At 39.0% G+C, this 25,351-nt stretch carries 27 protein-coding genes; 19 read left to right on the top strand and 8 right to left on the bottom strand.

Features of this window, described 5'->3' with window-relative positions; all coding sequences use genetic code 11:
- Window position 1 precedes the first annotated feature (1 nt).
- The 4 genes from accC (at window position 2) to HMPREF1514_RS05470 (ending at window position 3,783) form a co-directional block, all read left to right on the top strand.
- Complete coding sequence (accC, locus tag HMPREF1514_RS05485; RefSeq protein WP_006269349.1) at window positions 2–1,369, top strand: acetyl-CoA carboxylase biotin carboxylase subunit; 1,368 nt, start codon at window positions 2–4, stop codon at window positions 1,367–1,369.
- A 17-nt stretch (window positions 1,370–1,386) separates the two neighbouring features.
- The gene (gene accD, locus HMPREF1514_RS05480) at window positions 1,387–2,250 is read left to right on the top strand and encodes an acetyl-CoA carboxylase, carboxyltransferase subunit beta (protein WP_037597838.1); all 864 of its coding nucleotides are present in this window, start codon (window positions 1,387–1,389) and stop codon (window positions 2,248–2,250) included.
- Window positions 2,247–3,017 carry an acetyl-CoA carboxylase carboxyl transferase subunit alpha gene (locus tag HMPREF1514_RS05475; protein WP_003070395.1) on the top strand — a complete coding sequence of 257 codons (771 nt, stop codon included), beginning with the start codon at window positions 2,247–2,249 and terminating at the stop codon, window positions 3,015–3,017. The genes accD and HMPREF1514_RS05475 overlap by 4 nt, the downstream gene beginning before the upstream one ends.
- Before the next feature lie 106 nt (window positions 3,018–3,123).
- Window positions 3,124–3,783, top strand: coding sequence for a VTT domain-containing protein (locus tag HMPREF1514_RS05470; RefSeq protein ID WP_006269362.1), 660 nt, complete (start codon window positions 3,124–3,126; stop codon window positions 3,781–3,783).
- A 40-nt stretch (window positions 3,784–3,823) separates the two neighbouring features.
- Here HMPREF1514_RS05470 and serS read toward each other — a convergent pair whose 3' ends face one another.
- From serS to HMPREF1514_RS05440, 6 genes are all read right to left on the bottom strand, one after another.
- Window positions 3,824–5,101 carry a serine--tRNA ligase gene (gene serS, locus HMPREF1514_RS05465; RefSeq protein WP_037597835.1) on the bottom strand — a complete coding sequence of 426 codons (1,278 nt, stop codon included), beginning with the start codon at window positions 5,099–5,101 and terminating at the stop codon, window positions 3,824–3,826.
- A 211-nt stretch (window positions 5,102–5,312) separates the two neighbouring features.
- Entirely contained in the window at window positions 5,313–5,684 is a 372-nt protein-coding gene (locus tag HMPREF1514_RS05460; RefSeq protein ID WP_003070388.1) for a DUF956 family protein, read from the bottom strand.
- 146 nt (window positions 5,685–5,830) lie between these two features.
- Window positions 5,831–6,742, bottom strand: coding sequence for a PTS system mannose/fructose/sorbose family transporter subunit IID (locus HMPREF1514_RS05455; protein WP_003070386.1), 912 nt, complete (start codon window positions 6,740–6,742; stop codon window positions 5,831–5,833).
- A gap of 19 nt (window positions 6,743–6,761) precedes the next feature.
- Complete coding sequence (locus HMPREF1514_RS05450) at window positions 6,762–7,568, bottom strand: PTS mannose/fructose/sorbose transporter subunit IIC (protein ID WP_003070383.1); 807 nt, start codon at window positions 7,566–7,568, stop codon at window positions 6,762–6,764.
- Between the two features lie 17 nt (window positions 7,569–7,585).
- A complete protein-coding gene (locus HMPREF1514_RS05445) occupies window positions 7,586–8,575 on the bottom strand; it encodes a PTS sugar transporter subunit IIB (RefSeq protein WP_037597833.1) in 990 nt (329 codons plus the stop codon).
- A 409-nt stretch (window positions 8,576–8,984) separates the two neighbouring features.
- The gene (locus HMPREF1514_RS05440; protein ID WP_003070380.1) at window positions 8,985–9,797 is read right to left on the bottom strand and encodes a Cof-type HAD-IIB family hydrolase; all 813 of its coding nucleotides are present in this window, start codon (window positions 9,795–9,797) and stop codon (window positions 8,985–8,987) included.
- Window positions 9,798–9,903: 106 nt separating this feature from the next.
- Here HMPREF1514_RS05440 and HMPREF1514_RS05435 point away from each other — a divergent pair, with 106 nt between their 5' ends.
- The 5 genes from HMPREF1514_RS05435 to lytR all read left to right on the top strand — a co-directional run bounded on the left by HMPREF1514_RS05435 (window position 9,904) and on the right by lytR (window position 14,465).
- Window positions 9,904–10,503, top strand: coding sequence for a DUF1361 domain-containing protein (locus HMPREF1514_RS05435; protein ID WP_037597831.1), 600 nt, complete (start codon window positions 9,904–9,906; stop codon window positions 10,501–10,503).
- A gap of 117 nt (window positions 10,504–10,620) precedes the next feature.
- Window positions 10,621–12,060, top strand: a complete 1,440-nt coding sequence (locus HMPREF1514_RS05430; RefSeq protein WP_003070376.1) for an NCS2 family permease — start codon at window positions 10,621–10,623, stop codon at window positions 12,058–12,060.
- Window positions 12,061–12,396: 336 nt separating this feature from the next.
- Complete coding sequence (gene tsaE, locus HMPREF1514_RS05425; RefSeq protein ID WP_037597829.1) at window positions 12,397–12,837, top strand: tRNA (adenosine(37)-N6)-threonylcarbamoyltransferase complex ATPase subunit type 1 TsaE; 441 nt, start codon at window positions 12,397–12,399, stop codon at window positions 12,835–12,837.
- Window positions 12,830–13,351 (top strand): GNAT family N-acetyltransferase, encoded by a 522-nt coding sequence (locus HMPREF1514_RS05420; RefSeq protein WP_037597828.1) that lies wholly within the window; start codon window positions 12,830–12,832, stop codon window positions 13,349–13,351. The genes tsaE and HMPREF1514_RS05420 overlap by 8 nt, the downstream gene beginning before the upstream one ends.
- Before the next feature lie 7 nt (window positions 13,352–13,358).
- Complete coding sequence (lytR, locus tag HMPREF1514_RS05415; RefSeq protein WP_037597825.1) at window positions 13,359–14,465, top strand: glycopolymer--peptidoglycan transferase LytR; 1,107 nt, start codon at window positions 13,359–13,361, stop codon at window positions 14,463–14,465.
- A gap of 40 nt (window positions 14,466–14,505) precedes the next feature.
- Here the strand turns inward: lytR and HMPREF1514_RS05410 are convergent, their stop codons facing one another.
- Window positions 14,506–14,793, bottom strand: a complete 288-nt coding sequence (locus HMPREF1514_RS05410) for a hypothetical protein (RefSeq protein WP_037597822.1) — start codon at window positions 14,791–14,793, stop codon at window positions 14,506–14,508.
- Between the two features lie 9 nt (window positions 14,794–14,802).
- On the bottom strand, window positions 14,803–15,213 hold the full coding sequence (locus tag HMPREF1514_RS05405) for an HIT family protein (protein WP_003070368.1): 411 nt from the start codon (window positions 15,211–15,213) through the stop codon (window positions 14,803–14,805).
- 69 nt (window positions 15,214–15,282) lie between these two features.
- Between HMPREF1514_RS05405 and HMPREF1514_RS05400 the strand changes: the two genes are divergently transcribed.
- From HMPREF1514_RS05400 to infB, 10 genes are all read left to right on the top strand, one after another.
- Window positions 15,283–16,014, top strand: coding sequence for an ABC transporter ATP-binding protein (locus HMPREF1514_RS05400; RefSeq protein ID WP_003070366.1), 732 nt, complete (start codon window positions 15,283–15,285; stop codon window positions 16,012–16,014).
- Complete coding sequence (locus tag HMPREF1514_RS05395) at window positions 16,011–17,057, top strand: ABC transporter permease (RefSeq protein ID WP_037597819.1); 1,047 nt, start codon at window positions 16,011–16,013, stop codon at window positions 17,055–17,057. The genes HMPREF1514_RS05400 and HMPREF1514_RS05395 overlap by 4 nt, the downstream gene beginning before the upstream one ends.
- Window positions 17,058–17,107: 50 nt before the next feature.
- Window positions 17,108–17,905 (top strand): cell cycle regulator CcrZ, encoded by a 798-nt coding sequence (gene ccrZ / locus HMPREF1514_RS05390; protein ID WP_003070363.1) that lies wholly within the window; start codon window positions 17,108–17,110, stop codon window positions 17,903–17,905.
- Window positions 17,902–18,537 (top strand): tRNA (guanosine(46)-N7)-methyltransferase TrmB, encoded by a 636-nt coding sequence (trmB, locus tag HMPREF1514_RS05385; RefSeq protein WP_037597816.1) that lies wholly within the window; start codon window positions 17,902–17,904, stop codon window positions 18,535–18,537. Before ccrZ ends, trmB begins: the two co-directional genes overlap by 4 nt.
- A gap of 616 nt (window positions 18,538–19,153) precedes the next feature.
- On the top strand, window positions 19,154–19,843 hold the full coding sequence (locus tag HMPREF1514_RS05380) for a VIT1/CCC1 transporter family protein (RefSeq protein WP_037597861.1): 690 nt from the start codon (window positions 19,154–19,156) through the stop codon (window positions 19,841–19,843).
- A gap of 247 nt (window positions 19,844–20,090) precedes the next feature.
- Window positions 20,091–20,579, top strand: a complete 489-nt coding sequence (gene rimP / locus HMPREF1514_RS05375; RefSeq protein WP_037597813.1) for a ribosome maturation factor RimP — start codon at window positions 20,091–20,093, stop codon at window positions 20,577–20,579.
- Window positions 20,580–20,632: 53 nt separating this feature from the next.
- Window positions 20,633–21,826: a transcription termination factor NusA gene (gene nusA, locus HMPREF1514_RS05370; RefSeq protein WP_037597811.1), complete on the top strand. Its 1,194-nt coding sequence runs from the start codon at window positions 20,633–20,635 to the stop codon at window positions 21,824–21,826.
- A gap of 12 nt (window positions 21,827–21,838) precedes the next feature.
- Window positions 21,839–22,135 carry an RNase P modulator RnpM gene (rnpM, locus tag HMPREF1514_RS05365; protein WP_037597808.1) on the top strand — a complete coding sequence of 99 codons (297 nt, stop codon included), beginning with the start codon at window positions 21,839–21,841 and terminating at the stop codon, window positions 22,133–22,135.
- Window positions 22,128–22,427: a YlxQ-related RNA-binding protein gene (locus HMPREF1514_RS05360; RefSeq protein WP_020997605.1), complete on the top strand. Its 300-nt coding sequence runs from the start codon at window positions 22,128–22,130 to the stop codon at window positions 22,425–22,427. Before rnpM ends, HMPREF1514_RS05360 begins: the two co-directional genes overlap by 8 nt.
- A gap of 16 nt (window positions 22,428–22,443) precedes the next feature.
- Window positions 22,444–25,275 (top strand): translation initiation factor IF-2, encoded by a 2,832-nt coding sequence (infB, locus tag HMPREF1514_RS05355; RefSeq protein WP_020997606.1) that lies wholly within the window; start codon window positions 22,444–22,446, stop codon window positions 25,273–25,275.
- Window positions 25,276–25,351 lie beyond the last annotated feature (76 nt).

Below are 25,351 nucleotides of genomic sequence, written 5' to 3'. Positions count from 1 at the left end.
CATGTTTCGTAAGATTTTAATTGCCAACCGTGGGGAAATTGCGGTACGAATTATTCGAGCGGCCAGAGAATTAGGAATTACGACAGTAGCAGTTTATTCAAAAGCTGATAAAGAAGCTCTCCATACCTTACTGGCAGATGAAGCAGTTTGTATTGGTCCAGCAAAGTCTACAGAATCTTACCTCAATATGAATGCAGTATTGTCAGCAGCTGTTTTAACAGGCTCTGAAGCAATTCATCCGGGTTTTGGCTTTTTGAGTGAAAATTCTAAGTTTGCGACCATGTGCGAGGAAGTTGGCATTAAATTTATTGGTCCGTCGGGAGCGGTAATGGATTTAATGGGTGATAAAATCAATGCGCGTGCTCAGATGATTAAGGCGAATGTGCCTGTAATCCCAGGTTCTGATGGTGAAGTTCATACGTCAGACGAAGCACTTGCGATTGCAGAAAAAATTGGCTATCCAGTCATGCTCAAAGCTTCTGCTGGCGGTGGTGGCAAAGGTATTCGGAAAGTTGAAAAGGCAGAAGATTTAGCAGCTGCCTTTGAATCGGCTTCTAGTGAAGCCAAAGCAGCTTTCGGAAATGGTGCTATGTACATGGAACGGGTCATTTATCCGGCTCGGCATATTGAAGTTCAAATTTTGGCTGACCAACATGGTCATGTCGTTCACTTAGGTGAACGCGACTGTTCGCTTCAAAGAAATAATCAAAAAGTGTTGGAAGAAAGCCCGTCGGTTGCAATTGGTAAGACCCTTCGTTGTCAAATTGGTGAAGCTGCTGTACGAGCTGCTCAATCTGTTGGCTATGAAAATGCAGGGACGATTGAATTTTTGTTTGACGAAGGAAAAAGAGAATTTTATTTCATGGAAATGAACACTCGGGTTCAAGTTGAACATCCGATAACAGAATTTGTAACAGGGATCGATATTGTTAAGGAACAGATAAAAATCGCTGCGGGGCAAGAGCTAGCTTTTGGTCAAGAAGATATACATATAACGGGACACGCTATTGAATGTCGAATCAATGCTGAAAACCCTGCCTTCAACTTTGCACCAAGTCCAGGAAAGATTTCCAATCTTTATTTGCCAAGTGGTGGTGTGGGGCTGCGTGTAGATTCAGCAGTTTATCCAGGTTATACGATTCCACCTTATTATGATAGTATGATTGCCAAAATTATTGTGCATGGTGAAAATCGTTTTGATGCACTAATGAAGATGCAACGCGCACTCTATGAATTAGAAATTGATGGTGTGGTGACAAATACTCGCTTTCAAATGGATTTGATTGCTAATCCAAATGTTATTGCTGGAGATTATGATACAGCTTTTCTTATGGAGAAATTTTTACCAGCTTATCAAGATAAAAAATAAAGGAGTAAGTAGAATTCATGGCTTTGTTTTCAAAAAAGGATAAATATATTCGCATCAATCCAAATCGTTCTAATCGCGAAACGCCTCAATCAAAGCCTGAGTTTCCCGATGAATTATTTTCAAAGTGCCCAGGTTGTAAACATATCATTTACCAAAAAGATTTAGGAAGTGAACGTATTTGTCCACAGTGTGGTTATACGTTTCGTATTTCAGCTTTTGAACGTCTCAATCTGACCGTAGATGCCAATAGCTTCGAGGAATTGTTTACAGGGATTGAAACGAAGGATCCTCTGAATTTTCCGAATTATCATGAAAAATTGAAAAAAATTCGCGCAAAAACAGGTTTGGATGAAGCAGTGCTCACAGGAATTGCTACAATTGATGGACAAAAGACGGCTTTGGGAATTATGGATTCAAACTTTATCATGGCTTCTATGGGAACAGTTGTTGGAGAGAAAATTACCCGCCTTTTTGAATATGCAACAGAACACCAGTTGCCAGTTACGCTGTTCACAGCTTCTGGTGGTGCTCGTATGCAAGAAGGAATTATGAGTTTGATGCAAATGGCTAAGGTGTCTGCAGCTGTGAGGCGTCATTCTAATGCTGGTTTATTTTATTTGACAGTTTTAACTGATCCAACAACAGGTGGAGTGACGGCTTCATTTGCCATGGAGGGAGACATCATCTTGGCTGAAACGCAAGCGTTAGTTGGCTTTGCAGGTCGCCGAGTGATTGAAACCACTGTCCGCGAAAAATTGCCAGACGATTTTCAAAAAGCAGAATTTCTGCTTGAGCATGGTTTTGTTGATGCCATTGTCAAGCGCTTGGAATTGCGTTCCACCATTGCTAGACTGCTTGCTTTCCATGGAGGTAAACAATGACGAAGATTACTCGAATTATTAAAGAAGCACGAGATCAGGCGCGGTTGACAGCTTTGGATTTTGCACAAGGAATTTGTGAAGATTTTATTGAATTGCATGGAGATCGCTCTTTCCGAGATGACGGAGCGGTAATTGGTGGTATTGGAACTCTGAATAGCCAGCCAATCACTATTGTAGGGATTCAAAAGGGACGGAACCTTCAGGATAATTTGCGCCGTAATTTTGGTCAGCCTCATCCAGAAGGGTATCGGAAGGCACTTCGTTTGATGAAGCAGGCAGAGAAATTTGCTCGTCCTATTGTGACCTTTATTAATACAGCTGGTGCTTATCCAGGGGTTGGGGCTGAAGAGCGCGGCCAAGGAGAAGCGATTGCGCGTAATTTGCTCGAAATGAGTGATTTAAAGGTGCCAATTATCGCTATTATTATCGGTGAGGGCGGATCTGGTGGTGCGCTCGCTTTAGCGGTCGCAGATAGAGTGTGGATGCTCGAAAATTCGATTTATGCCGTTCTCAGCCCAGAAGGTTTTGCTTCCATTTTATGGAAAGACGGCAGTCGTGCTATGGAAGCAGCGGAACTCATGAAAATCACCTCTCATGAACTTCTTGAGATGAAAGTAGTAGATAAAGTCATTGCTGAGACAGGGCTTAGAAATCAAGATTTACTGAATGCTGTGAAGCAGGAAATTGTAGAAGAGCTTACTTATTTATCTAAGCAACCGGTTGAAGAATTGTTAGAAAATCGCTATCAACGATTTAGAAAATACTAATAAAATAGAGCAGAAGATAGTTTTCTACACTGCTCTTTTTATTTTTGCAAATCAGTTTTTTCGCTTTATTTTTTGATATAATAGGTAATAGACAAAAGGAGAAGAGATGTTTATTATTGATTTTATCTTGCATATTGACGAGCATATTTACAATATTGCCAATGCAGTAGGTGGCTGGACTTATCTGATTTTATTTTTGGTGATTTTTATTGAAACAGCTGCTGTTGTATTTCCGTTTTTGCCGGGAGACAGCTTACTTTTTGCCGCCGGTGCCTTATCAGCCAATCCAGAAATGCATTTTAATGTTCTGCTTTTTATGCTCCTATTTTTCGTTGGGGCTTTTGTTGGTGATACCTGTAATTTTTTTATTGGCAGAACCTTGGGCTATCGTTTTGTACATTATAAATTTTTCAGCAAGTTGATAAAAGAAGAGAATATCAAAGAAGCAGAGGTATATTTTGAAAAACATGGTTCCTCTTCCATTATTTTAGGACGTTATATTCCCATTATTCGTACCTTTGTGCCTTTTGTAGCAGGCATTAGTCAATTCCCTATTCATTCTTTTCTGAAACGAACTTTCCTTGCTGCCTTATCTTGGTCTTTGATTGCGACAGGGGCGGGTTATCTTTTTGGGAATATTCCCTTTGTGAAAACTCATTTTTCAGCTATTATTTTTGGAATTGTCATTGTTACCTTACTTCCAACTGTGATAAGTGTTATTCGCAGTGCAATGATTAAAAAGCGAAACAATCAAATGAAGAGATAAGAAAACTCTGAGATAATTTGAAAATCTCAGAGTTTTTATGTTACTTCGGTGCGATGACATCTACACCACCCATGTATGACCGTAGCACTTCTGGAATCGTAACAGAACCATCTTCATTTTGATAATTTTCAAGAATAGCTGCAACGGTACGACCAACTGCAAGACCAGAACCATTCAAAGTATGTAGAAGTTTAACTTTGCCGTCTGCTTCGTCACGGTAGCGGATTTGAGCTCGACGAGCTTGGAAATCTTCTGTGTTAGAGCAACTAGAAATTTCACGGTAGGTATTCTGTGCTGGAATCCAGACTTCCAAGTCGTAGGTCTTAGCAGCAGAGAACCCCATATCTCCCGTAGAAAGAGCTACAACACGGTAAGGCAGATTTAGCTTTTGCAGGATGTTTTCAGCGTTTGCAGTCATCTTTTCCAACTCTTCATAAGATTCTTCTGGCTTGGCAAATTTAACCATTTCCACTTTGTGGAATTGGTGCAGACGAATCAGACCTCGCGTGTCACGACCGGCAGAACCAGCTTCGGAACGGAAAGACGGACTCATAGCTGTGAAGTAGATTGGCAAGTCTTTCCCGTCTAGAATTTCGTCTCGGTAGTAATTTGTCAAAGGAACTTCAGCAGTTGGAATGAGAACATAATTAGTGTCGCACAATTCAAAAGTATCTTCTTTGAATTTTGGATATTGACCTGTTCCAAACATTGAATCATGATTAACCATGTAAGGGGGGATGACCTCTGTGTAGCCCTCTTTTTGATGCTCGTCTAACATGAAATTGTAGATAGCACGTTCTAAACGAGCGCCAAGTCCCTTGTAGAAGAGGAAGCGAGCGCCAGTGACTTTTGCTCCGCGTTCCCAGTCTAGAATATCAAGATTTTCTCCAAGATCCCAGTGAGCTTTTACTTCAAAATCAAATACACGTGGTGTTCCCCAACGGCGGACTTCTACATTATCATCTTCATCAGCGCCTACTGGTACACTATCGTGAGGAATATTTGGTAATGTGGTTGTAAATTCAGTTAGTGTAGCGTCAATTTCTGCTAATTTTGCGTCTAATGCTTTCACTTCGGCAGATAATTTTTGCATGGCAGCAATTTTATCATCAGCATTTTCTTTATTACGTTTTGCTTGGGCAATTTCTGCTGACACCGTATTTCGTTCTGCTTTTAAATTTTCGACTTTAACCAAGAGTTCACGGCGTTTGCTATCAAACTCTTTCATTTTATCAAGTGTTACAGCATCAACGCCGCGAGTTGCTAGTTTTTGTGCAATAGTATCAAAATCTGTGCGAATGCGTTTAATATCTAACATAAGACCTCCTATAATAAAAGTGCACCTGTGAAACTGTTGGAGTGGCAGGGCCACGGTTCCATCCAACTTCACATAAGTGCACTTGATTATTTATGAAATTAGTATTACGGTAGAATTTCAAGCTAGCTCTCTATCTGCTCACAGCTGCCGCAGACTTTCTGAAAGAGATACTAGATTTACTTATCCGTTTCTTACGATTATACAAAAATTCTTATTTTTTTGCAAATAGATTTTTAAAAAATTGACCAATTGTTTGAATCAGTGTTGGTAGTTTAACGACTTTGTCATTACCGATATGATTTCGGGCATGTTTCAAAATAGTCCCAGCATCTTTTGAGGCAAAGAGGAATTTACCTTTGTCGGTAAAAACTTCAAAATGACGACTAATTCGTTTGCCCGAAACATTAGCGCCAATTTGATTGATAGTATCCCAAGGGATTTGGATGTAATCTTCAACATTGGCATCCGCATAAAATTCAAGTGCTTTATCTCCAATTAAAAATTTACCAACTTTTCCTCCAATTCCCAGATAAGAAGTTCCTGTTGTTTGAAAATCAATTTTTGTATTTTGTGATTGTGCCATCTTTCCCTCTTTTTCTTAAATCTTTCCTTTTCATTATACCATATTTGCATTGAAAAATTTTTATTTTCTTCTTTGAAAGGTGTCTTTGATTGCCAAATTTTAAAAATTTAACAGTAAAAAAAGAAGGCTTCTGCCTTCTTTTCATTTTACATCAAACCAATAACCTTGGCGATAATACCAACGATGAATAATCCGATGATGATAGTGATTGGTGAAACTTTCTTCTTAAGCAACCACATGCAAAGGAAAGTAAGGAGAAGTCCCATCAAACCAGGAATCAATGAATTCAATTGACCTTGTAGCGTGTTTGCTCTTTCAGGAGTTAAGCTAAGTCCATTTGCGACATCGCCTAAGATTTTTTGAAGCTGTTCACCACTTACAGCACCTTTAGGGAAATTGATATAAGCTCCTTCTGAGAGTTTTGTTGAAGGAAGTTGAAGTGCAAAGCTAACATTTACCCAGCGTTCAACAAGCACAGCAAGGATGAACATACCGAGAATAGAAGCTCCTTTAGTGATATCTTGAAGGATACCGCCTGACATATCTTTAGTAATTTCAGAACCAGCTTTATAACCGAGTTCTTGAGTGTACCACAAGAAGGCCATACGGATAAGATTCCAAAGAACGAAGAAGAGGATTGGGCCTATGATGTTCCCTGTTGAAGCAAGAGAGGCACCAAGAGCTCCAAGGATAGGACGAACTGTGAACCAGAATACAGGGTCACCGATACCAGCAAGAGGCCCCATCATACCGATTTTAACCCCTTGAATGGCAGCATCATCAATTTCAACACCATTTGCTTTTTCTTCTTCCAAAGCAAGTGTAACCCCGATGATAGGTGCAGCTACGTATGGGTGAGTGTTAAAGAATTCCAAGTGACGTTCAAGAGCAGCAGCTTGGTCTTCTTTGTTAGTGTAGAGTTTTTTGATAGCCGGAATTAACGCATAAGCCCAACCTAAGTTTTGCATCCGTTCATAGTTCCAAGAACCTTGCAAGAAAGTTGAACGCCACCAAATTTTTTGACGATCTGATTTTGATAATTGAATTTTTTCTGTCATGATATTAGTAGCTCCTTTCTTAGTAGTCTTCTAAAATATCACCAATTGGGTCATTTGATGTAGCAGAACCTCCGCCGCCACCATTGCCACCTTTTTTAGAAAGGTTAAGGTAGATAAGAGCGATTGCAACACCGATTGTACCAAGAGCGATAAGAGTTAATTGGCTAACAGCTGCAAGTGCAAAACCGATAGCAAAGAATGGCCATACTTCGCGAGTTGCCATCATATTGATAACCATAGCATAACCAACGGCAACGACCATACCACCACCGATAGCCATACCATCTGACAACCATGCAGGCATTGCAGAAAGTAAGTTTTGTACTGATTCAGCTGGGATAGCAAGAAGAAGCGCAGCAGGAATAGCGATACGCAAACCTTGAAGGACAAGAGCAAACAAGTGAGCACGTTCTACGCTTGCGATATCACCTTTTTTAGCAGCGGCATCAGCACCATGAACAAGGGCAACTGAGATAGTACGAACGATCATTGTAAGGAAAAGACCAGCAACAGCAAGTGGGATAGCAACAGCAGTTGCGACAGCAACACCTTTGTTTGTAAAGTCTCCACCTTGTACCATAATAATAGCGGCAGCAACAGATGCAAGAGCAGCATCAGGCGCAACAGCAGCACCAATATTTGCCCAACCAAGAGCGATCATTTGTAGTGAACCACCAAGCATTACACCTGCTTCCAAGTGTCCTGTTACAAGACCGATAAGTGTACATGCAACAAGTGGTTGGTGGAATTGAAATTGGTCTAAGATTCCTTCAAGTCCAGCAAGAAAGGCAACGAAGACCACTAAAATCATAGAAATAATTGACATATTCTAAATCCTTTCTATTATTGAACGTTGGCTTTATTAATTAAGTCAAACAAATCTTTTTTAGAGTCATTTGGTACTTTACGTACGTCAAATTCGACTCCTAGGTCACGCAATTTTTCAAAGGTTGCAACGTCATCTTTATCCATTGACAAGACGTTATTGACCATTGTTTTACCCGTTGAGTGAGCCATTGAGCCAACATTAAGTGTTTTGATATCGACACCGCCTTCAACCGCACGGAGTGCATCTTGAGGAGTTTCAAAAAGAATCAATGCATGTGTGTTACCAAAACGAGGGTCTTTTGCTACTGCAATCAATTTGTCGATTGGGACAACATTTGCTTTGACATTACCAGGTGCAGCTTGCTTGATCAGCTCCTTACGAAGCTCATCTTGCGCTACTGAGTCAGAAGCAACGATGATACGATCTGCTTTAGAATCTGGTGTCCAAGCAGTCGCAACTTGACCATGCAGAAGACGTGTATCGATACGTGCAAGATTGATTTTTAACTTGCCATCGCCAATAACGGTTCCTTCTGGAATAGTAGCCTGAGCAGTCGGTGCAGTCGGCGCACTTGCTACTTCAGCTACAGGATTTAGTTCTTCAGGAAGAGCTTTTACTCCTTCCTTGGCTTCTTTGATGATGTTTGCGACAACAGTGTCAACGCCAGCATTGGCATCCATCATTCGTTCTGTATAAGCTTGAATCAACATTGGCAGATTCAAACCTGTAATGATCGCGAACTTACGGTCAGGATTTTCACCCATTACGCGGCTAGCTTGGTTAAATGGAGAACCACTCCAAAGGTCAGCCAAAACTAGAACTTCATCGTTCGCGTCAAAAGCAGCCACAGCATCATTGAACTTAGCATACAAATCATCAGGACCTTCGTTTGGCATAAAAGTTACAACTTGAACTTTTTCTTGCTCACCAAAAATCATAGAACCTGATTGATGAATACCAGCAGCAAATTCACCATGGCTTGCAATAATGATTCCGATACTCATTATTGTCTTTCCTCCTTATAAAATGTTTGACTTAAGTTTAAGAAAAATTTAAGACTATTTAAGTATAAAACGTTTTCATGAAAAATGCAATAGTTTAAGCTAAAAAAAGTCAAATTCTTTCATATTTTTGACAGATTGTAAACAGATAAGGCTAGTCATTTAAACAATATATTAACCTTGAAAAACGTTTACAAAAAATTATGAAAGTATGAAAAATATTCTTTCTTTTCTTGGAAAACATCGAACAGAAAAAGAAAACTCAATAAACAATTTAGAGAAATGTTAAATCCAAAAAGCTAAATTCATCATATAAAATTTATAGCATAAAACTGAATCCACTTTACTACATGATTTTGTAACAAACTACTAAAAAGAATCGGGCAGAAGACCTGTCCAACTCTAAGCATTGTTATAAAAATAGTTTCAATAATTGATGAGCCACCCCATCTTGATCATTGGTCAGTGGTAGTTGTTCATCTGCATAGGGAAGAAGTGTTTGACTAGCATTTTTCATAGCATAGCCTGTACCAGCAAATGCTAACATCTCTGTATCATTGTGCTCGTCTCCGAAAGCAATTAAATCTTTTCGATCTACGTTCAGAATATCTAATAAATATTTTAAAGCAAAGGCTTTGTTTACGCCCTTTGGAGTGCATTCAAGGATATTTAGCGGTCCTCCCCAAGTGTTGATAGAGAGCTGCTGTTGATAAAATTGATTTAATTCATCAGCTAAGGCATATTTATCAGTAGCGTGTGTTTGCAAGAGGATACAATTGGGATTTTTAGTCACTAAGTCAGGGATGAATTGATTTTCAGGTCGAAAGGATTCCACACCGAACAATTTTGGATCGGCAATTGCTTCATTTGGTGTTGTAATATAAAATTTCTTTCGGTACTCACCAGCGATGAAGTCTGCTTTAATTTCTTGTTTCCGTTTGACAATATCCAATAGATATTCTTTGTCTAAGGTGATGCATCTTTCTTGTTGCCATTTTTTCTCAGGAATATGAGTCAAAGAACCATTGAAATTAATCATTGGCGTATGTAACTCCAACTCTTTGTAAAATTCTCGTGCCATTCGATAAGGTCGTCCTGTTGTGATAACAACATGGTGGCCTTTTTTAGAAATTTTTTTAATGGTTTCTTTTGTAAATTCAGACAGTTTGCTGTCAGAATTGAGCAAAGTTCCGTCTAAATCTACTGCAATTACTTTTTTTGTCATAATTTACTCTTTCATTTGTGCTGTTTTCTATTATAGCAGATTTTAAGATGAAAGTGCATAATTTGTGATATAATGTTTTCTTATATAATGAAGGAGGACATCGAGTATGCGTAAAACAATTATCATTCATATTTTCTTTGCAATCATTTCTGCTATCGTTTATGTCGAAGGAATTTTAACGAAGGGACCGGATTTGATCTGGAATATGTTTTTAGCTTTGATTGCCTATGATACAGCTTTTCTAGCCATTCAGTTTAAAAAGAAATGGTTTTTCCTACCTGTCATTCTTCTTTGGCTAGCACTTTACCCCAATACGTTCTATATGATTACGGACCTGGTACACATGCACTGGGTGAGTGATACCTTGTGGAATCGAGAAAGCTTACATCTTTTTATGGCATTTGTTCCAAGTATTTTCTTTGGAGTTTTATGTGGAATTGAGAGCTGGAACATGATTGTACATTATTTAAAGTTGAATTGGTGGATAGAGTATTTAGCTATTGGAGCGGTGTCGTTTTTATCTAGTTTAGCCATTTATATAGGTCGTTATGATCGACTTAATTCTTGGGATTTAGTTAGCCATCCTACACTAGTTTTTGAGCGTCTGGCAACGTCTTTGCAGCGGGAGAGTCTGCTGTTCATTTTAGGGTTTACCTTTATTCAAATCATGTCCTTGGTCTTTTTGAGTAAAAATCAGTCTAAATAAAGATTTTATATGAAAATTACTGTGATAATTTGTTTATTTTTTGAAAAATCGTTGAAATTGTGAATGTTTTGTGTTATTATATCTACTATCGTTCGTAAATTTTAAGGAGATTTAAAAATGGACAAGTTTTTTAAACTAAAAGAAAATGGTACAACTGTTCGTACAGAAGTTCTTGCTGGTTTAACCACTTTCTTTGCAATGAGTTACATTCTCTTTGTCAATCCTGAGATGCTCAGTCAAACAGGGATGCCAGCTCAAGGTGTTTTTTTGGCGACAATCATTGGGACTGTTGCTGGAACGCTGATGATGGCTTTGTATGCCAATATTCCTTATGCTCAGGCTCCTGGTATGGGATTGAATGCTTTCTTTACTTATACCGTTGTTTTTGCGCTTGGTTATACTTGGCAAGAAGCGTTGGCGATGGTTTTTCTTTGCGGGATTATCAGCATTGTTGTTACGCTAACCAAAGTTCGTACAATTATTATTCATGCAATTCCAGAAAGTTTAAAATATGCTATTTCTGGTGGGATTGGGATTTTTCTAGCTTACATTGGAGTTAAAAAAGCTGGACTTTTAAAATTCTCAATTGATCCGGGAACTTATAGCGTTACAGGAAAAGGTGCTGATAAGGCACAAGCAGCTATTACAGCCAATGGAATGGCAACACCGGGCTTGGTAGATTTTAACAACCCAGCTGTTCTTGTAGCTTTGTTTGGAATTTTCATCACCATTTTCTTTGTTTTGAAACGTGTGCGCGGAGGTATTGTGTTATCTATTGCGGCAACCACAATCGTAGCCATTTTGGTGGGAGTTGTAGATCTTTCAAAAATCAATTTTGCTTCCAATAATATCGGTGCTGCTGTTCAGGATTTAGGAAAGATTTTTGGTGCAGCTTTAGGCAAAAACGGCTTATTAGCTTTATTTGCAAAACCTTCTCGCATCCCAGAAGTGCTTCTTGCTATTTTGGCCTTTTCATTAACAGATATTTTTGATAACATCGGAACGTTGATTAGTACAGGGCGCAAAGCGGGCATCTTTAACATTGCAGATGAAGAAGCTGCTAAAGATTCGTCTGGCCTTCAAACTAAAATGGATAAGGCATTATTCTCAGACATGGTTGGGACAACTATTGGTGCGATTGCAGGGACTTCAAATGTTACGACTTATGTAGAAAGTGCAGCTGGAATTGAAGCGGGCGGTCGTACTGGCTTGACAGCGCTTGTCGTTGCAGCTTTGTTTGCTGTGTCAAGTTTCTTTAGTCCACTTCTTGCTATTGTACCAACAGTAGCGGTAGCACCTATTCTTATCATTGTGGGAATGATGATGCTCTCTAGCATGAAAGATATTGAATGGGACGATTTATCAGAAGCAGTACCAGCATTCTTTACATCCGTTTTCATGGGCTTTACTTACAGTATTACTCATGGTATTGCTGCAGGTTTCATCATGTATGCTTTTGTGAAAATCATCAAGGGTGAAGCTAAGGAAGTTCATCCCATTATCTGGGTATTGGATGTCTTATTTATCCTAAACTTTATCAGTCTAGCTCTGGCTTAATGATTGAAAAAATGAGGTTGGAACGAAAGTTCCTAGCTTCAAGCACACTGTTGAATAAATCACCAATACAGCAGTTGATTGCTCAAAGCACAGCTTTGAGGAGGTAAATAGAGATTGCGAAGCAAGTCTCAAGAATAGTTGCTTTTCAAACTCAGAAGAGTCCTTTTAAAAAAAACTCTGTTTTCTTTATGCATTACCTCAATAGTCTCTCAGACTGTTGAGCATCTTTGTGGGAGTGAGACTACGAACTAAAAATTTTCAAAATGAGTTCTGTCCCACTCCTTTTTCTTTTGTCAAATTTTAGCAGAAAACGAAAAATTTTGATATAATAGTAAAATGTTTAGTCATAATGAAAATGAGTTAATGGCGTGGGGTGAGAAATTAGGCGCTTTACTCCAAAAACAAGATGTTTTGATTTTAACAGGTGATCTAGGAGCTGGAAAAACAACCTTTACCAAAGGATTAGCACGCGGGCTAGATATCAAACAAATGATTAAAAGTCCGACCTACACGATTGTTCGGGAATATGATGGTCGCCTTCCACTCTATCATTTGGATGTGTATCGCATTGGGGAAGATCCAGATTCGATTGATTTAGATGACTTTCTCTTTGGTGAAGGGGTGACAGTCATTGAATGGGGTGAATTATTGGAAGATAGTTTACCAAGCGATTATCTCAAATTGAAGATTCTAAGAAAAAATGATGGTCGAGAATTGATCTTTGACGCAAAAGGTCATCGAGCTGAGAATTTACTTGAGGAACTTTTCAATGGCTGAGTTAGAATTGCTGATAAGAGAAGCAGAGATTCAGGATGCTGTACATTTGATTGATTTTCTTAATCAGGTTGGGCAAGAGTCAGATTACATGACATTAGATGACGCAGGGATTTTGATGACAGAAGAGCAGATGAGCTCTTTCATTAAACATCAGGCCGCGTCAGATAATCAGATTTATCTAATTGCACTATTAGATAATGAAATTACTGGTCTTGTGAGTATCACAGCTGATTTTCATGAGCGGATTCGGCATATTGGGAAGATCTTTATCGTGGTTAAAAGAGCATTTTGGAATCAAGGCTTAGGAAAGTTTCTTTTAGAAGAGGCGATAAATTGGGCAGAGAATTCTGGAGTGATTCGGCGATTAGAATTGACTGTACAAGCAAGAAATGAACGTGCTGTTCATTTGTATCAGGCATTTGGGTTTGAGATTGAGGGCGTTCAAAAAAGAGGGGCCTATCTTACAGAAGGGGAATTTCTTGATGTTTATCTAATGGGAAAACTGATAGACTAGAATAAATATGTTTAAAAAAATTATCTTAATGTTTTTGAGCTTATGCCTTGTAACTATCGCGGGGCTAGGCGTTTATGGTTTTACTATTTATAACCAATCAACAGATGCTTTGTCTAAGACTTATAAAAGCTTTGGGAAAGAAACAAATGTGATTGCCGCTACCAAACCTTTGACCTTGCTTTTGATGGGGGTGGATACAGGTAGTGGATCACGCTCAGATCGGTGGGCTGGAAATAGTGATTCCATGATTCTCGTAACAGTTAATCCTAAGACAAAAAAAACGACAATGATGAGTTTGGAAAGGGATATTCTTACCAAAATTAAAACCGCTGATGGGACAACGCAAGCAAAACTTAATGCAGCTTATGCTAATGGTGGTGCCGAACTAGCGATTTCAACGATTCAAAAAATGATGAATATTCACATTGATCGTTATGTTCTGATCAATATGAAAGGTCTGGTACAATTAGTTGATGCTGTTGGAGGCATTACGGTCAATAACACCCTTGGTTTTCCTATCTCGATTGAAGAAAACGAGCCAGAATACAAAGCAGTTGTTGAACCAGGGAAACAACATATCAATGGTGATCAAGCACTGGTCTATTCGCGGATGCGTTATCAAGATCCGGAAGGGGATTATGGACGTCAAAAGCGCCAACGTGAAGTGATTCAAAAAGTAGTCCAAAAAGTATTGAGTTTAAATAGTGTTAGTCACTATCAAGCTATTTTAAAGGCTGTTAGCAACAATATGCAGACGAATGTTGAGTTGTCTTCTGGTAGTATTCCTCAATTATTAGGTTATCAAGATGCTTTCAAGAATATTAAAAGTAAGCAGTTAAAAGGCGAAGAAGCAACTCTAGCAGATGGTGGTTCTTATCAAATCGTCACATCAGAGCATTTATTGGAAATGCAAAATATTTTGAGAAAATCATTAGGTTTGGAAGAAGTGACTAAATTGGAAACAAATGCTGTTGTATATGAAGAACTGTATGGCAACACTGTTCCTAGTTCTAGTCAATCAGGGAGTGGTATAGTAAATGGTGTGACCGATTCATCAGCCTACTCAAACAGTTCGTATGGGGCAGATCCAAATGGACAGTATTATGTGCAGTAATAAAAAGGAATTTAGCATTTGGCTAAATTCCTTTTTATATCTATTTTTTGTGAGCATTCCAGGTATCTTGTATTTGCTGAAGACGTGCAGTAGCTTCTTGTTCAAAGAGTTTAAATTGGTAAGTCAAATCCTGTGAAATAGCTTCTAAATGGCTTTTTTGTGCTTGAATGATTTGTACATTTTTTTGAATGTTTTGAAGGTCCTGCTGTATACTATTTATAGAATCATAGGTTTCAACAGCTTCATCCATGATTTTTTTTCTATTTTTAACAAGATAAAAACTGGCAGTAGCTGCACCTGTGAATAACAATAAATTGCTAAATTTCATAGTTTCTCCTTAGGCATTTGAAATTTTTTCGGCTAAAGCTGCCAATGCAGGGAAGTCGGGTTCGTGAGCAACAAAGGTTACGTTCAAATCATCATCTTCAGTATAACGTGGCGCTAAGTGGACATGTGTATGAAAGACAGTCTGACCAGCGATTTCTTCGTTATTATTGATGATATTCATTCCTTTTGCGTCAGTCGCCTTCATCACTTTACGAGCAATAGTTGGTATGCATGCAAAGAGTTGGCCGGCTGCTTCCCCGTCCATTTCAAGCATATTACGAAAATGTTCTTTTGGTACAACTAAGGTGTGCCCAGGAGTAACTTGTGAAATATCTAAAAATGCCAAGACTTGCTCATCCTCGTAAACTTTAGAAGATGGAATTTCTCCTGCAATAATCTTACAAAAAATGCAATCTTCCATCAAAATTTACCTCCACTTTGCTAGATTTTGTTATAATATAAGAACATTATACCAGAATTTGGAGAAAATATGTTAGAAATAAAAGGGCTTACAGGAGGCTATGTGAATATTCCTGTTTTAAAAGATGTTAGTTTTACAGTAGGAAATAGCGAACTAGTAGGGTTGATTGGCTTGAATGGTGCGGGTAAATCTACAACAATCAATGAAATTATTGGACTTTTAACTCCTTATAAAGGGGAAATTTTAATTGACGGCGCTAAACTGCAAGATAATCCCATGGCTTATCGTAAGAAAATTGGATTTATTCCAGAGACCCCTAGTTTATATGAGGAATTGACTTTAAGAGAGCACATTGAAACAGTTGCTATGGCTTATGATGTTGATCAAGAGGTAGCTTTTGCGCGCGTGGAGCAATTATTGACCAAGTTTCGCTTGAAAGAAAAATTGGATTGGTTCCCCGTTCACTTTTCAAAGGGAATGAAGCAAAAAGTCATGATTATTTGCGCCTTTGTAGTTGATCCGAGTCTCTTTATCGTGGATGAGCCATTTTTGGGACTCGATCCAGTAGCGATTGCTGATTTGATAGAGCTTTTGAAAGATGAAAAGACGAAAGGCAAGTCTATCCTGATGAGTACGCATGTGTTGGACTCAGCAGAAAGAATGTGTGATTCATTCGTGATTTTGCACAAGGGGGAAATCCGAGCGAAAGGTAACTTATCAGAGTTGCAATCAGAATTTTCTATGCCAGAAGCTAGCCTGAATGAGATCTATCTGGCATTGACAGAAGAGGCAAGCCTATGAAAGAAGTGTTTCAAAAGCGCAAGCAAGTATTTCGCAATCAATGTTTGAAATATTTACGCTATGTTTTTAACGACCATTTTGTTTTATTTTTATTAGTTTTTATTGGCTTTTTAGCTGTTCAATATAGTCAACTGTTGCGAAATTTTCCTAAAAATCACCTGCCAATTATTCTTGCTTTAGCAGTTCTTTTGGTGTTCTTGTTGCCTTTGGGAAGAATTGCAACGTATATGGAAAAGCCAGATAGTCTATTTTTGTTGGTCAAAGAAGAAGAATTAAAAAGTTATTTACAAAAACAAATGTGTTCATCTTATCTATTATGGAGTGTATTTCAAACGGCTATTCTATTACTAGCAGCGCCACTCCTTTTGGCGCTAGGATTACCATTTTGGGGATGGTTTATTCTTGTATTTTTTATGTTAATAGCAAAATGGTTTCTATTTTTGAAAAAGAGCCAAAGATTTTATCAAGGTGTAGGCATAAATTGGAGCTATCTCATTGACTACGAAGAGAGACGAAAGCAGACAATCTTGCGTTTTTTTGCTCTCTTTACCAATGTAAAAGGAATCTCCAATAGCGTGAAACGCCGAGCCTATCTTGATAGTTTGACGAATATTTTGCCAAAAAGGCAATCAACCACCTGGCAGAATATGTTTTTACGCTCTTATTTGCGAAATGGTGATTTTCTGGCTTTGACCATGCGGTTGCTATTTCTATCTCTTTTAGGAATTGGCTTGCTCGGTCAATCTTGGATTGCGGCTGTTTTTGTGATACTGTTGAATTATCTTTTGCTATTTCAATTGACTGCTTTGTACAATGCTTTTGATTATCAATATTTGACATTCTTATTTCCTCTAGAAATCGGATTAAAGTTAAAGGGTGTGAGACAAGTGATTGTTCTTGTTGGTTACAGTGTGCTGTTAGTTGAAACAATTATGGCGTTGCTATTTTTCCAAGATAGAGTTGCATTGCTTTTCATGGCAGGAGTTACACTATTGCTTTATTTTCTCTATTTACCAGTTAAATTAAAAAGTTTGGTTGACTAAAGGAAGTAAAATTAGTAAAATAGATAGGAAACTTTTTACGGAGGGGAATCATGGACTTGGTTGATAATGAGCTAACTCTGACACCGATTGCAGGTAAAAGTGGAAAAGCCTACATGGGCACCTATCCAGATGGGGCGCGCGTTTTCGTCAAGATGAATACAACCCCAATCTTAGTAGGTTTAGCTAGAGAACAAATTGCACCACAGCTATTATGGAGCCGTCGCATGGCAGATGGTAATGTCATGAGCGCGCAAGAGTGGCTGTCAGGAAAAATTTTGACACCGGCTGAAATGGATAAAAAGCAAATTGTGAATATTTTGACAAGATTGCACCGTTCACGTCCGTTAATGACGCAATTACGCCGGCTAGGTTATGCTCTGGAAACTCCAGCAGATTTAGTTGAGTCTTGGTTAGATCGTGCGCCAATTGCACTTAGTCATAATCATTATTTGCGATCTGTTTTAAAAGATATGCACAGTAGTCTGCCACAATTTCGTGAGGATTATGCAACGATTGTACATGGCGATGTTCGACATAGCAATTGGGTTGAAACAGATAGCGGTTTGGTGTATTTGGTAGATTGGGATTCTGTGCGTTTGACAGATCGAATGTTTGATGTAGCCCATATGTTAAGCCACTATATTCCAGAAGTACGTTGGAAAGAATGGTTGACCTATTATGGCTATCGGTATAATGCAACCGTATTGAAGAAATTATACTGGTATGGTCAATATGCTTACTTGTGCCAGATTGCCAAGTACTATGAGAATGCAGACTTAGAAAATGTGAATCGGGAGATTTATGCACTACGTAACTTCCGTTCAAAATACGGAAGAAAGGTACTATGAGAGTCAGGAATCGTAAGGGAGCGACGGAATTACTAGAAGCAAATCCCCAGTATGTGATTTTAAATCCTACTGAAGCAAAAGGCAAGTGGCACGAGATTTTTGGAAATAATTACCCTATTCATGTTGAAGTTGGGAGTGGAAAAGGTGCATTTATTTCAGGAATGGCAAAAGCTCATCCAAAAATTAACTATATTGGAATCGATATTCAAAAATCTGTTTTGAGTTACGCCTTGGATAAGGTTTTAGTAGCTGATGTTCCCAATATCAAGCTCCTTTGGGTAGATGGTTCTGATTTGACCAACTACTTTGAAAATGGAGAGATTGATCGCTTGTATCTGAATTTTTCTGATCCTTGGCCCAAGAAACGCCATGAAAAACGGCGCTTGACCTACAAATCTTTTCTCGATACCTTTAAGCAAATTTTACCAGAACATGGTGAGATTCATTTCAAAACAGATAATCGTGGTCTCTTTGAATATAGCTTGGTGAGTTTTTCTCAATACGGCATGAAACTAAATGGCGTTTGGTTGGATTTGCACGCGAGCGACTTTGAGAATAATGTGATGACAGAATACGAGCAAAAATTTGCCAACAAAGGTCAAGTCATCTATCGGGTTGAGGCAGAGTTTTAAGGTGAAATAGATAATTGAAAGAGGCTGGGCAAAAAGTATCCCAGCTTCTATCAGATTTAGTAATAAACGAATAACGCAGTATGTGATCGGGCTCTTCATTCGCTGTTCAAGCTCGGAAGAGCACTTTTGGCGAAAACTTCGTTTTCTTCATCTGCAACCTTAAACAGCTTGATAACTGTTTAAGCACCCTTGCGGGGGTGGGACTACGAACTAAAAATTTTCAATTTTTAGTTCTGTCCCACTCTCTTTTCTGGTTTTCAGGAGAAAAGATTGCTAAAAAACAAGAGGAGCAAAAGAATGTCTCAAGCGACAAAATGAACTTTAAAAGCTTCATTTAAACATTTTGTTATAAAAGCTATTAACAAAATTTACGATTCAGGACATTGTAGAAGATTGTGGGATCAATCGGATGACCTTTTACCATATATATGTGTGTGATTTGGTAGAATGGTCTTGTTTTGAGCTTGCTAAAAAGTAAAACGTTGCTGTCCAAGTAGATGTTTAAGAAATTTTATTAAATAGTAGAACTTTTCTCATTTTGTTCTTTTCTCTTGTGCTTGATTAAGTTTTTATTTATAATAATTCTAAATAAAGAAAAAAGAGAAGATTGACGATGATGAGAGAACAAGAAATTGATAAGAATTTTAGCGGTCGGCTTAATATTTTGCGAGCTGGAGTATTGGGGGCCAATGATGGTATTATTTCTATCGCGGGTGTGGTAATAGGGGTAGCAAGTGCGACAGAAAGTATTTGGATTATCTTTCTTTCTGGGTTAGCAGCAGTCTTTGCGGGAGCTTTTTCCATGGCAGGTGGTGAATATGTATCTGTCTCCACTCAAAAGGATACGGAGGAGGCCGCAGTTGTCAGAGAGCGAGATCTTTTAATGAAAAATCCAGATATTGCTAGGCAGTCGCTCTATGCAGCTTATATCCAGAATGGCGAGTGTGAGACTTCTGCCCAGCTTTTAACCAATCGAGCTTTTTTAAAGGATCCTCTCAAAGCTTTGGTAGCGGAAAAGTATGGTATTGAAGTGGAAGAATTTACTAATCCTTGGCATGCAGCAATCTCCAGCTTTATCGCTTTTGTAGTAGGAGCCATCTTTCCAATGTTAACCATAGTTTTCCTTCCTGCTAGCTATCGCATTCCAGCAACAGTCATTGTTGTTGCTTTAGCATTGTTAGGGACGGGATATACTAGCGCTAAATTAGGAAAAGCACCGATAAAAAATGCCATGATTCGAAACTTAGTCATTGGACTTTTGACTATGACAGTAACTTATCTTGTAGGTCAATTATTTGCTATTTAATTTCGAAATAAAAAACCTTTATGAGGAGTGATTTTGATTGTAGGTTATTCTATTTGACTTTATAGTCAATTCTTTTTAGAATTATCTGTCAACCACAATGCTGAAATCAATCAATTTTCTTACGATTGATAAGTATAGCATCAAATAAAATACAGGAATATATTTTCTTGCATTTTATTTTTTCTTATGCTATAATACAAGTAGTGAATATGAAAGAGAGGCGAGGAAGTATCTTCGCCTCTTATCTGTGAGGAGGTGTAGTCTTATCGCAACGATTGTAGAATTGGTAAAAGAGGTTGTCGAGCCAGTCATCCAAGAGCCGTATGAATTAGTGAATATTGACTATGGTAAGATGGGGAGCGACCATGTTCTCAGTATTTTTGTAGATAAGCCGGGAGGGATTACCGTAAATGATACGGCAGATTTGACGGACATCATCAGTCCGCTTTTGGACACGATTAAGCCGGATCCTTTTCCTGAGCAGTATTTCCTTGAGGTGACGAGCCCAGGGTTGGAACGTCCGCTGAAAACGAAAGAACAATTAGCAGATGCAGTTGGGCAATATATCCATGTTAGTCTGTATCAAGCAGTTGATAAAAGTAAAACCTTTGAAGGAACATTGCTTTCTTTTGAGGAAGATAGTTTAACAATGGAATATATGGATAAGACGCGTAAGAAAGTTGTTCAAATTCCTTACCAGCTAGTATCCAAAGCAAGATTAGCAGTCAAATTTTAGCAAGAATATAATAAAGAAAGGATTGCTTTTGTTTCCACAAAAGCTGAAAAAACATGAGTAAAGAAATGCTAGAGGCCTTCCGTATTTTGGAAGAAGACAAAGGGATCAAAAAAGAAGATATTATCGAAGCGGTGACGGAGTCACTTCGTTCGGCTTATCGTCGTCGCTATGGTCAAGCAGATAGTGCAGCCATTGAATTCAACGAAAAAACAGGAGATTTTCGTGTTTATACAGTTCGTGAAGTGGTAGACGAAGTTTTTGATAGCCGTTTAGAAATCAGTTTAAAAGATGCTCTTGCTATTAGCTCGGCTTATGAACTTGGTGATAAAATAAAATTTGAAGAGGCACCAACTGAATTTGGACGGGTAGCAGCTCAGTCTGCTAAGCAAACGATTATGGAAAAAATGCGCAAGCAGACACGCGCAATCACTTACAATAAGTATAAAGAACATGAAAATGAAATCATGTCAGGAACAGTCGAGCGCTTTGACAATCGTTTTATCTATGTCAATCTAGGTAGCATTGAAGCACAGTTGTCGAAGCAAGACCAGATTCCTGGTGAAGTATTTGCTTCTCATGACCGCATCGAAGTCTTTGTCTATAAGGTAGAAGACAATCCTCGCGGTGTCAATGTCTTTGTCAGCCGCAGCCATCCAGAAATGATCAAGCGTTTAATGGAGCAGGAAATTCCAGAAGTTTATGACGGAACAGTTGAAATCATGAGTGTTTCTCGTGAAGCAGGTGATCGGACTAAGGTTGCTGTACGCAGTCACAATCCCAATGTTGATGCAATCGGTACAATTGTTGGTCGTGGTGGTGCAAATATTAAGAAAATTACCAGCAAATTTCATCCGGCTAAATATGACGCCAAATCTGGCCGTATGATTCCTGTAGAGGAAAATATTGATGTCATTGAGTGGGTGGCAGATCCTGCAGAATTTATCTACAATGCGATTGCTCCTGCAGAAGTTGATCAAGTTATCTTTGATAGTGAGGATAGCAAGCATGCTCTTGTCGTTGTGCCAGATAACAAATTGTCTCTTGCAATCGGTCGTCGCGGACAAAACGTACGCTTGGCAGCTCATTTGACAGGTTACAGAATTGACATCAAATCTGCAAGTGAATTTGAAGCTATGGAAGAAGCTGGTGAACTCGGCGGATTTGCTGAAGAAGTAGAAGAATTTACAGCAGTTGAAAGTCCTGTAGAAACAGAATTTGTGGAAAGTGAAGTTGAAGCAGCAGACTAAAGGAGGGAAAGAATGGCAAAAACAAGAAAAATCCCTTTACGAAAATCAGTAGTTTCTAACGAAATCATTGACAAGCGTGATTTACTCCGCATTGTCAAAAACAAAGAAGGTCAAATTTTCATTGATCCGACAGGTAAGGCGAACGGACGTGGAGCTTATATCAAACTTGATAATGAAGAAGCACTTAAAGCTAAGAAAAAGCGAGTTTTTAACCGTAGCTTCAATATGGAAGTCGAAGAAGCATTTTATGATGAGCTGATTGCTTACGTGGATCATAAGGTTAAAAGAAGAGAGTTAGGTCTTGAATAAACAAAAATTAGCCAATTTACTTGGATTAGCACAACGAGCCAATCGTATCATATCTGGTGAAGAATTGGTCGTTAGGGCAATACAAGACGGAAAAGCAAAACTGGTTTTTTTAGCCAATGATGCTGCTCCGAACTTGACAAAAAAAATTACTGATAAAAGTCATTACTATAAAGTAGAAGTATCAACCGTGTTTTCAACACTGGAATTAAGCACTGCTGTGGGCAAGTCTAGAAAAGTACTTGCTATCACTGATGCTGGATTTACAAAGAAAATGAGGTCTCTTATGGAATAGAAGAGGAGGACAAGATTTGTCTAAAGTAAGATTATACGAAATCGCGAAAGAACTGGGAAAAGAAAGTAAGGAAGTTGTGGCGCGTGCAAAAGAGCTTGGTATTGAGGTGAAAAGTCATGCCAGCAGCGTTGAAAATGAAGTGGCCGCGCGTATCACAGCCAGTTTTTCCCAAGTAGCAGCTCCTAAAAAAGAAACGAATCAAAAATCAGATCAACCTTTGGCTAAAGAGCAACAGTCGGCTTCAGCAGCAAAAGAAGTAACAATGACTGAAAAAGTAATGCCTAAGCCAGCAGCGCCGACACAAAAGTCGGAAGTAGAAAGAAAAGCTGCACCAGCGAAGCCAAAAAGTCGTAATTTTAAGGCTGAGCGAGAAGCGAAAGCGAAAGAACAGGCAGAACGACGAAATAAACAGCGAGAAAATCGGCCACAAAAACAACAAAATGGTGAAAAGCGAAATCGAGAAGAGCGCAATCCGCGTAATAATCGAAACAACCAAAATCGAAATGACCGTGGGAATCGCAGCGAGAAACGCGACAATCGCGATCATCGCAATCAGGATAATCGTCGTCAAGAACAAAATCGTTCAAATATTGCAAATCAGAATCGCCCTCAAACAAATCAAGGACCACGCATTGATTTCAAGGCGCGTGCAGCAGCTCTGAAAGCTGAACAGAATGCCGAATATGCTCGTGGAAGCGAGGAACGTTTTAAACAGGCTCAAGCTGCAAAAGCAGCTCAACGTGAGCAGAAGAAACGGAAAGAACCGGTAGAAGAATTATTCAAAGCAGCAGCGCCTATCGTGGAGGCTACGAAGCCGGCTCCACAGTCTCAAGTTGCCCCTGAGGCGGTTCCAACTCCTGCAGTTGATACTCGTCGGAAAAAACAAGCTCGACCAGACAAGAAACGTGATGACTTTGATCGCGAAGAAGATGGTCCAAGAAAACAACAAAAGAATCGAAGCAGTCAAAATCAAGTGAGAAATCAAAAGAATAGTAATTGGAATCATAACAAAAAAAATAAAAAAGGCAAGAACAATCGGAATAACACTCCAACTCCAAAACCAGTTACAGAACGCAAGTTCCATGAATTGCCTAAAGAATTTGAATACACAGAAGGTATGACCGTTGCAGAAATTGCAAAACGGATTAAACGTGAACCAGCCGAAATTGTCAAGAAACTCTTTATGATGGGGGTTATGGCAACGCAGAATCAATCGTTGGACGGCGATACTATTGAACTTCTGATGGTAGATTATGGCATTGAAGCACATGCTAAAGTTGAAGTCGATAATGCAGATATCGAACGCTTCTTTGTGGATGAAGATTATCTTGATCCAGATGCTTTAGTAGAACGTCCGCCAGTTGTGACCATCATGGGACACGTTGACCATGGGAAAACAACACTTTTGGATACCTTGCGTAATTCTCGTGTTGCTACAGGTGAAGCAGGTGGGATTACACAACATATTGGTGCTTACCAGATTGAAGAAAATGGTAAGAAAATTACCTTCCTTGATACACCAGGGCATGCCGCTTTCACCTCTATGCGGGCGCGCGGTGCTTCTGTCACAGATATTACGATTCTTGTCGTAGCAGCAGATGATGGAGTCATGCCTCAAACAATTGAAGCGATTAACCATTCAAAAGCAGCCAATGTGCCAATTATTGTAGCGATTAACAAGATTGATAAGCCAGGTGCTAATCCTGAACGTGTTATCGGTGAATTAGCTGAATATGGAGTTATGTCTACAGCATGGGGCGGTGATTCTGAATTTGTTGAAATCTCAGCTAAGTTCAACCAAAATATTGATGAACTGCTCGAAACCGTTCTCCTTGTAGCTGAAATTCAAGAGCTAAAAGCTGATCCAAAGGTTCGCGCAATTGGTACAGTAATCGAAGCGCGCTTGGATAAAGGAAAAGGTGCAGTTGCAACCTTGCTTGTTCAACAAGGGACCTTAAATGTACAAGATCCAATTGTTGTTGGTAATACTTTTGGTCGTGTGCGTGCTATGACTAATGACCGTGGACGTCGAGTGAAAGTTGCGGGACCATCGACACCAGTATCTATCACAGGTTTAAATGAAACACCAATGGCTGGTGACCATTTTGCCGTATATGAAGATGAAAAAGCAGCGCGTGCAGCTGGTGAAGAACGTGCAAAACGTGCTCTCATGAAACAACGTCAAGCAACGCATCGTGTTAGTTTGGAAAATCTCTTTGATACCCTTAAAGCTGGTGAAGTCAAGTCTGTCAATGTTATTATCAAAGCCGACGTACAAGGTTCAGCGGAAGCATTGACAGCATCTCTTCAGAAGATTGAAGTGGAAGGTGTTAAAGTAACAATTGTTCACTCAGCAGTTGGTGCGATTAACGAATCAGATGTCACTCTTGCGGAAGCTTCCAATGCCTTTATCATTGGTTTCAATGTTCGCCCTACTCCACAAGCTCGTCAACAAGCTGAAGCGGATGACGTCGAAATGCGTCTTCACAGTATCATTTATAAAGTGATTGAAGAAGTAGAAGATGCCATGAAAGGGATGCTTGATCCAGAATTTGAAGAAAAAATTATTGGTGAAGCTGTCATTCGTGAAACCTTCAAGGTTTCTAAAGTCGGTACTATTGGCGGATTTATGGTAGTTAGCGGTAAAGTAACTCGTGATTCTAAGGTTCGTGTGATTCGTGATGGTGTGGTGATCTTTGATGGTGCTCTTGCCAGCCTTAAACATTATAAAGATGATGTGAAAGAAGTCGGAAATGGACAAGAAGGCGGTCTCATGGTTGAGAATTACAATGACATCAAAGTGGATGACATGATTGAAGCTTATATCATGGAAGAAATCGCAAAATAATATAAATGAAGGGGAGACAGACTGTGATATATTGGAGCCTGCCTCAACCCTTTTCTAAAATAAGCGAAAGGAGACA

Origin of the sequence: Streptococcus sp. AS20, assembly GCF_000524255.1 — a bacterium.
In the GTDB taxonomy this organism is placed as follows: domain Bacteria; phylum Bacillota; class Bacilli; order Lactobacillales; family Streptococcaceae; genus Streptococcus; species Streptococcus constellatus.
Note: the sequence above shows the minus strand (reverse complement) of the source record. Positions and strands in the feature narration are given on the sequence as shown.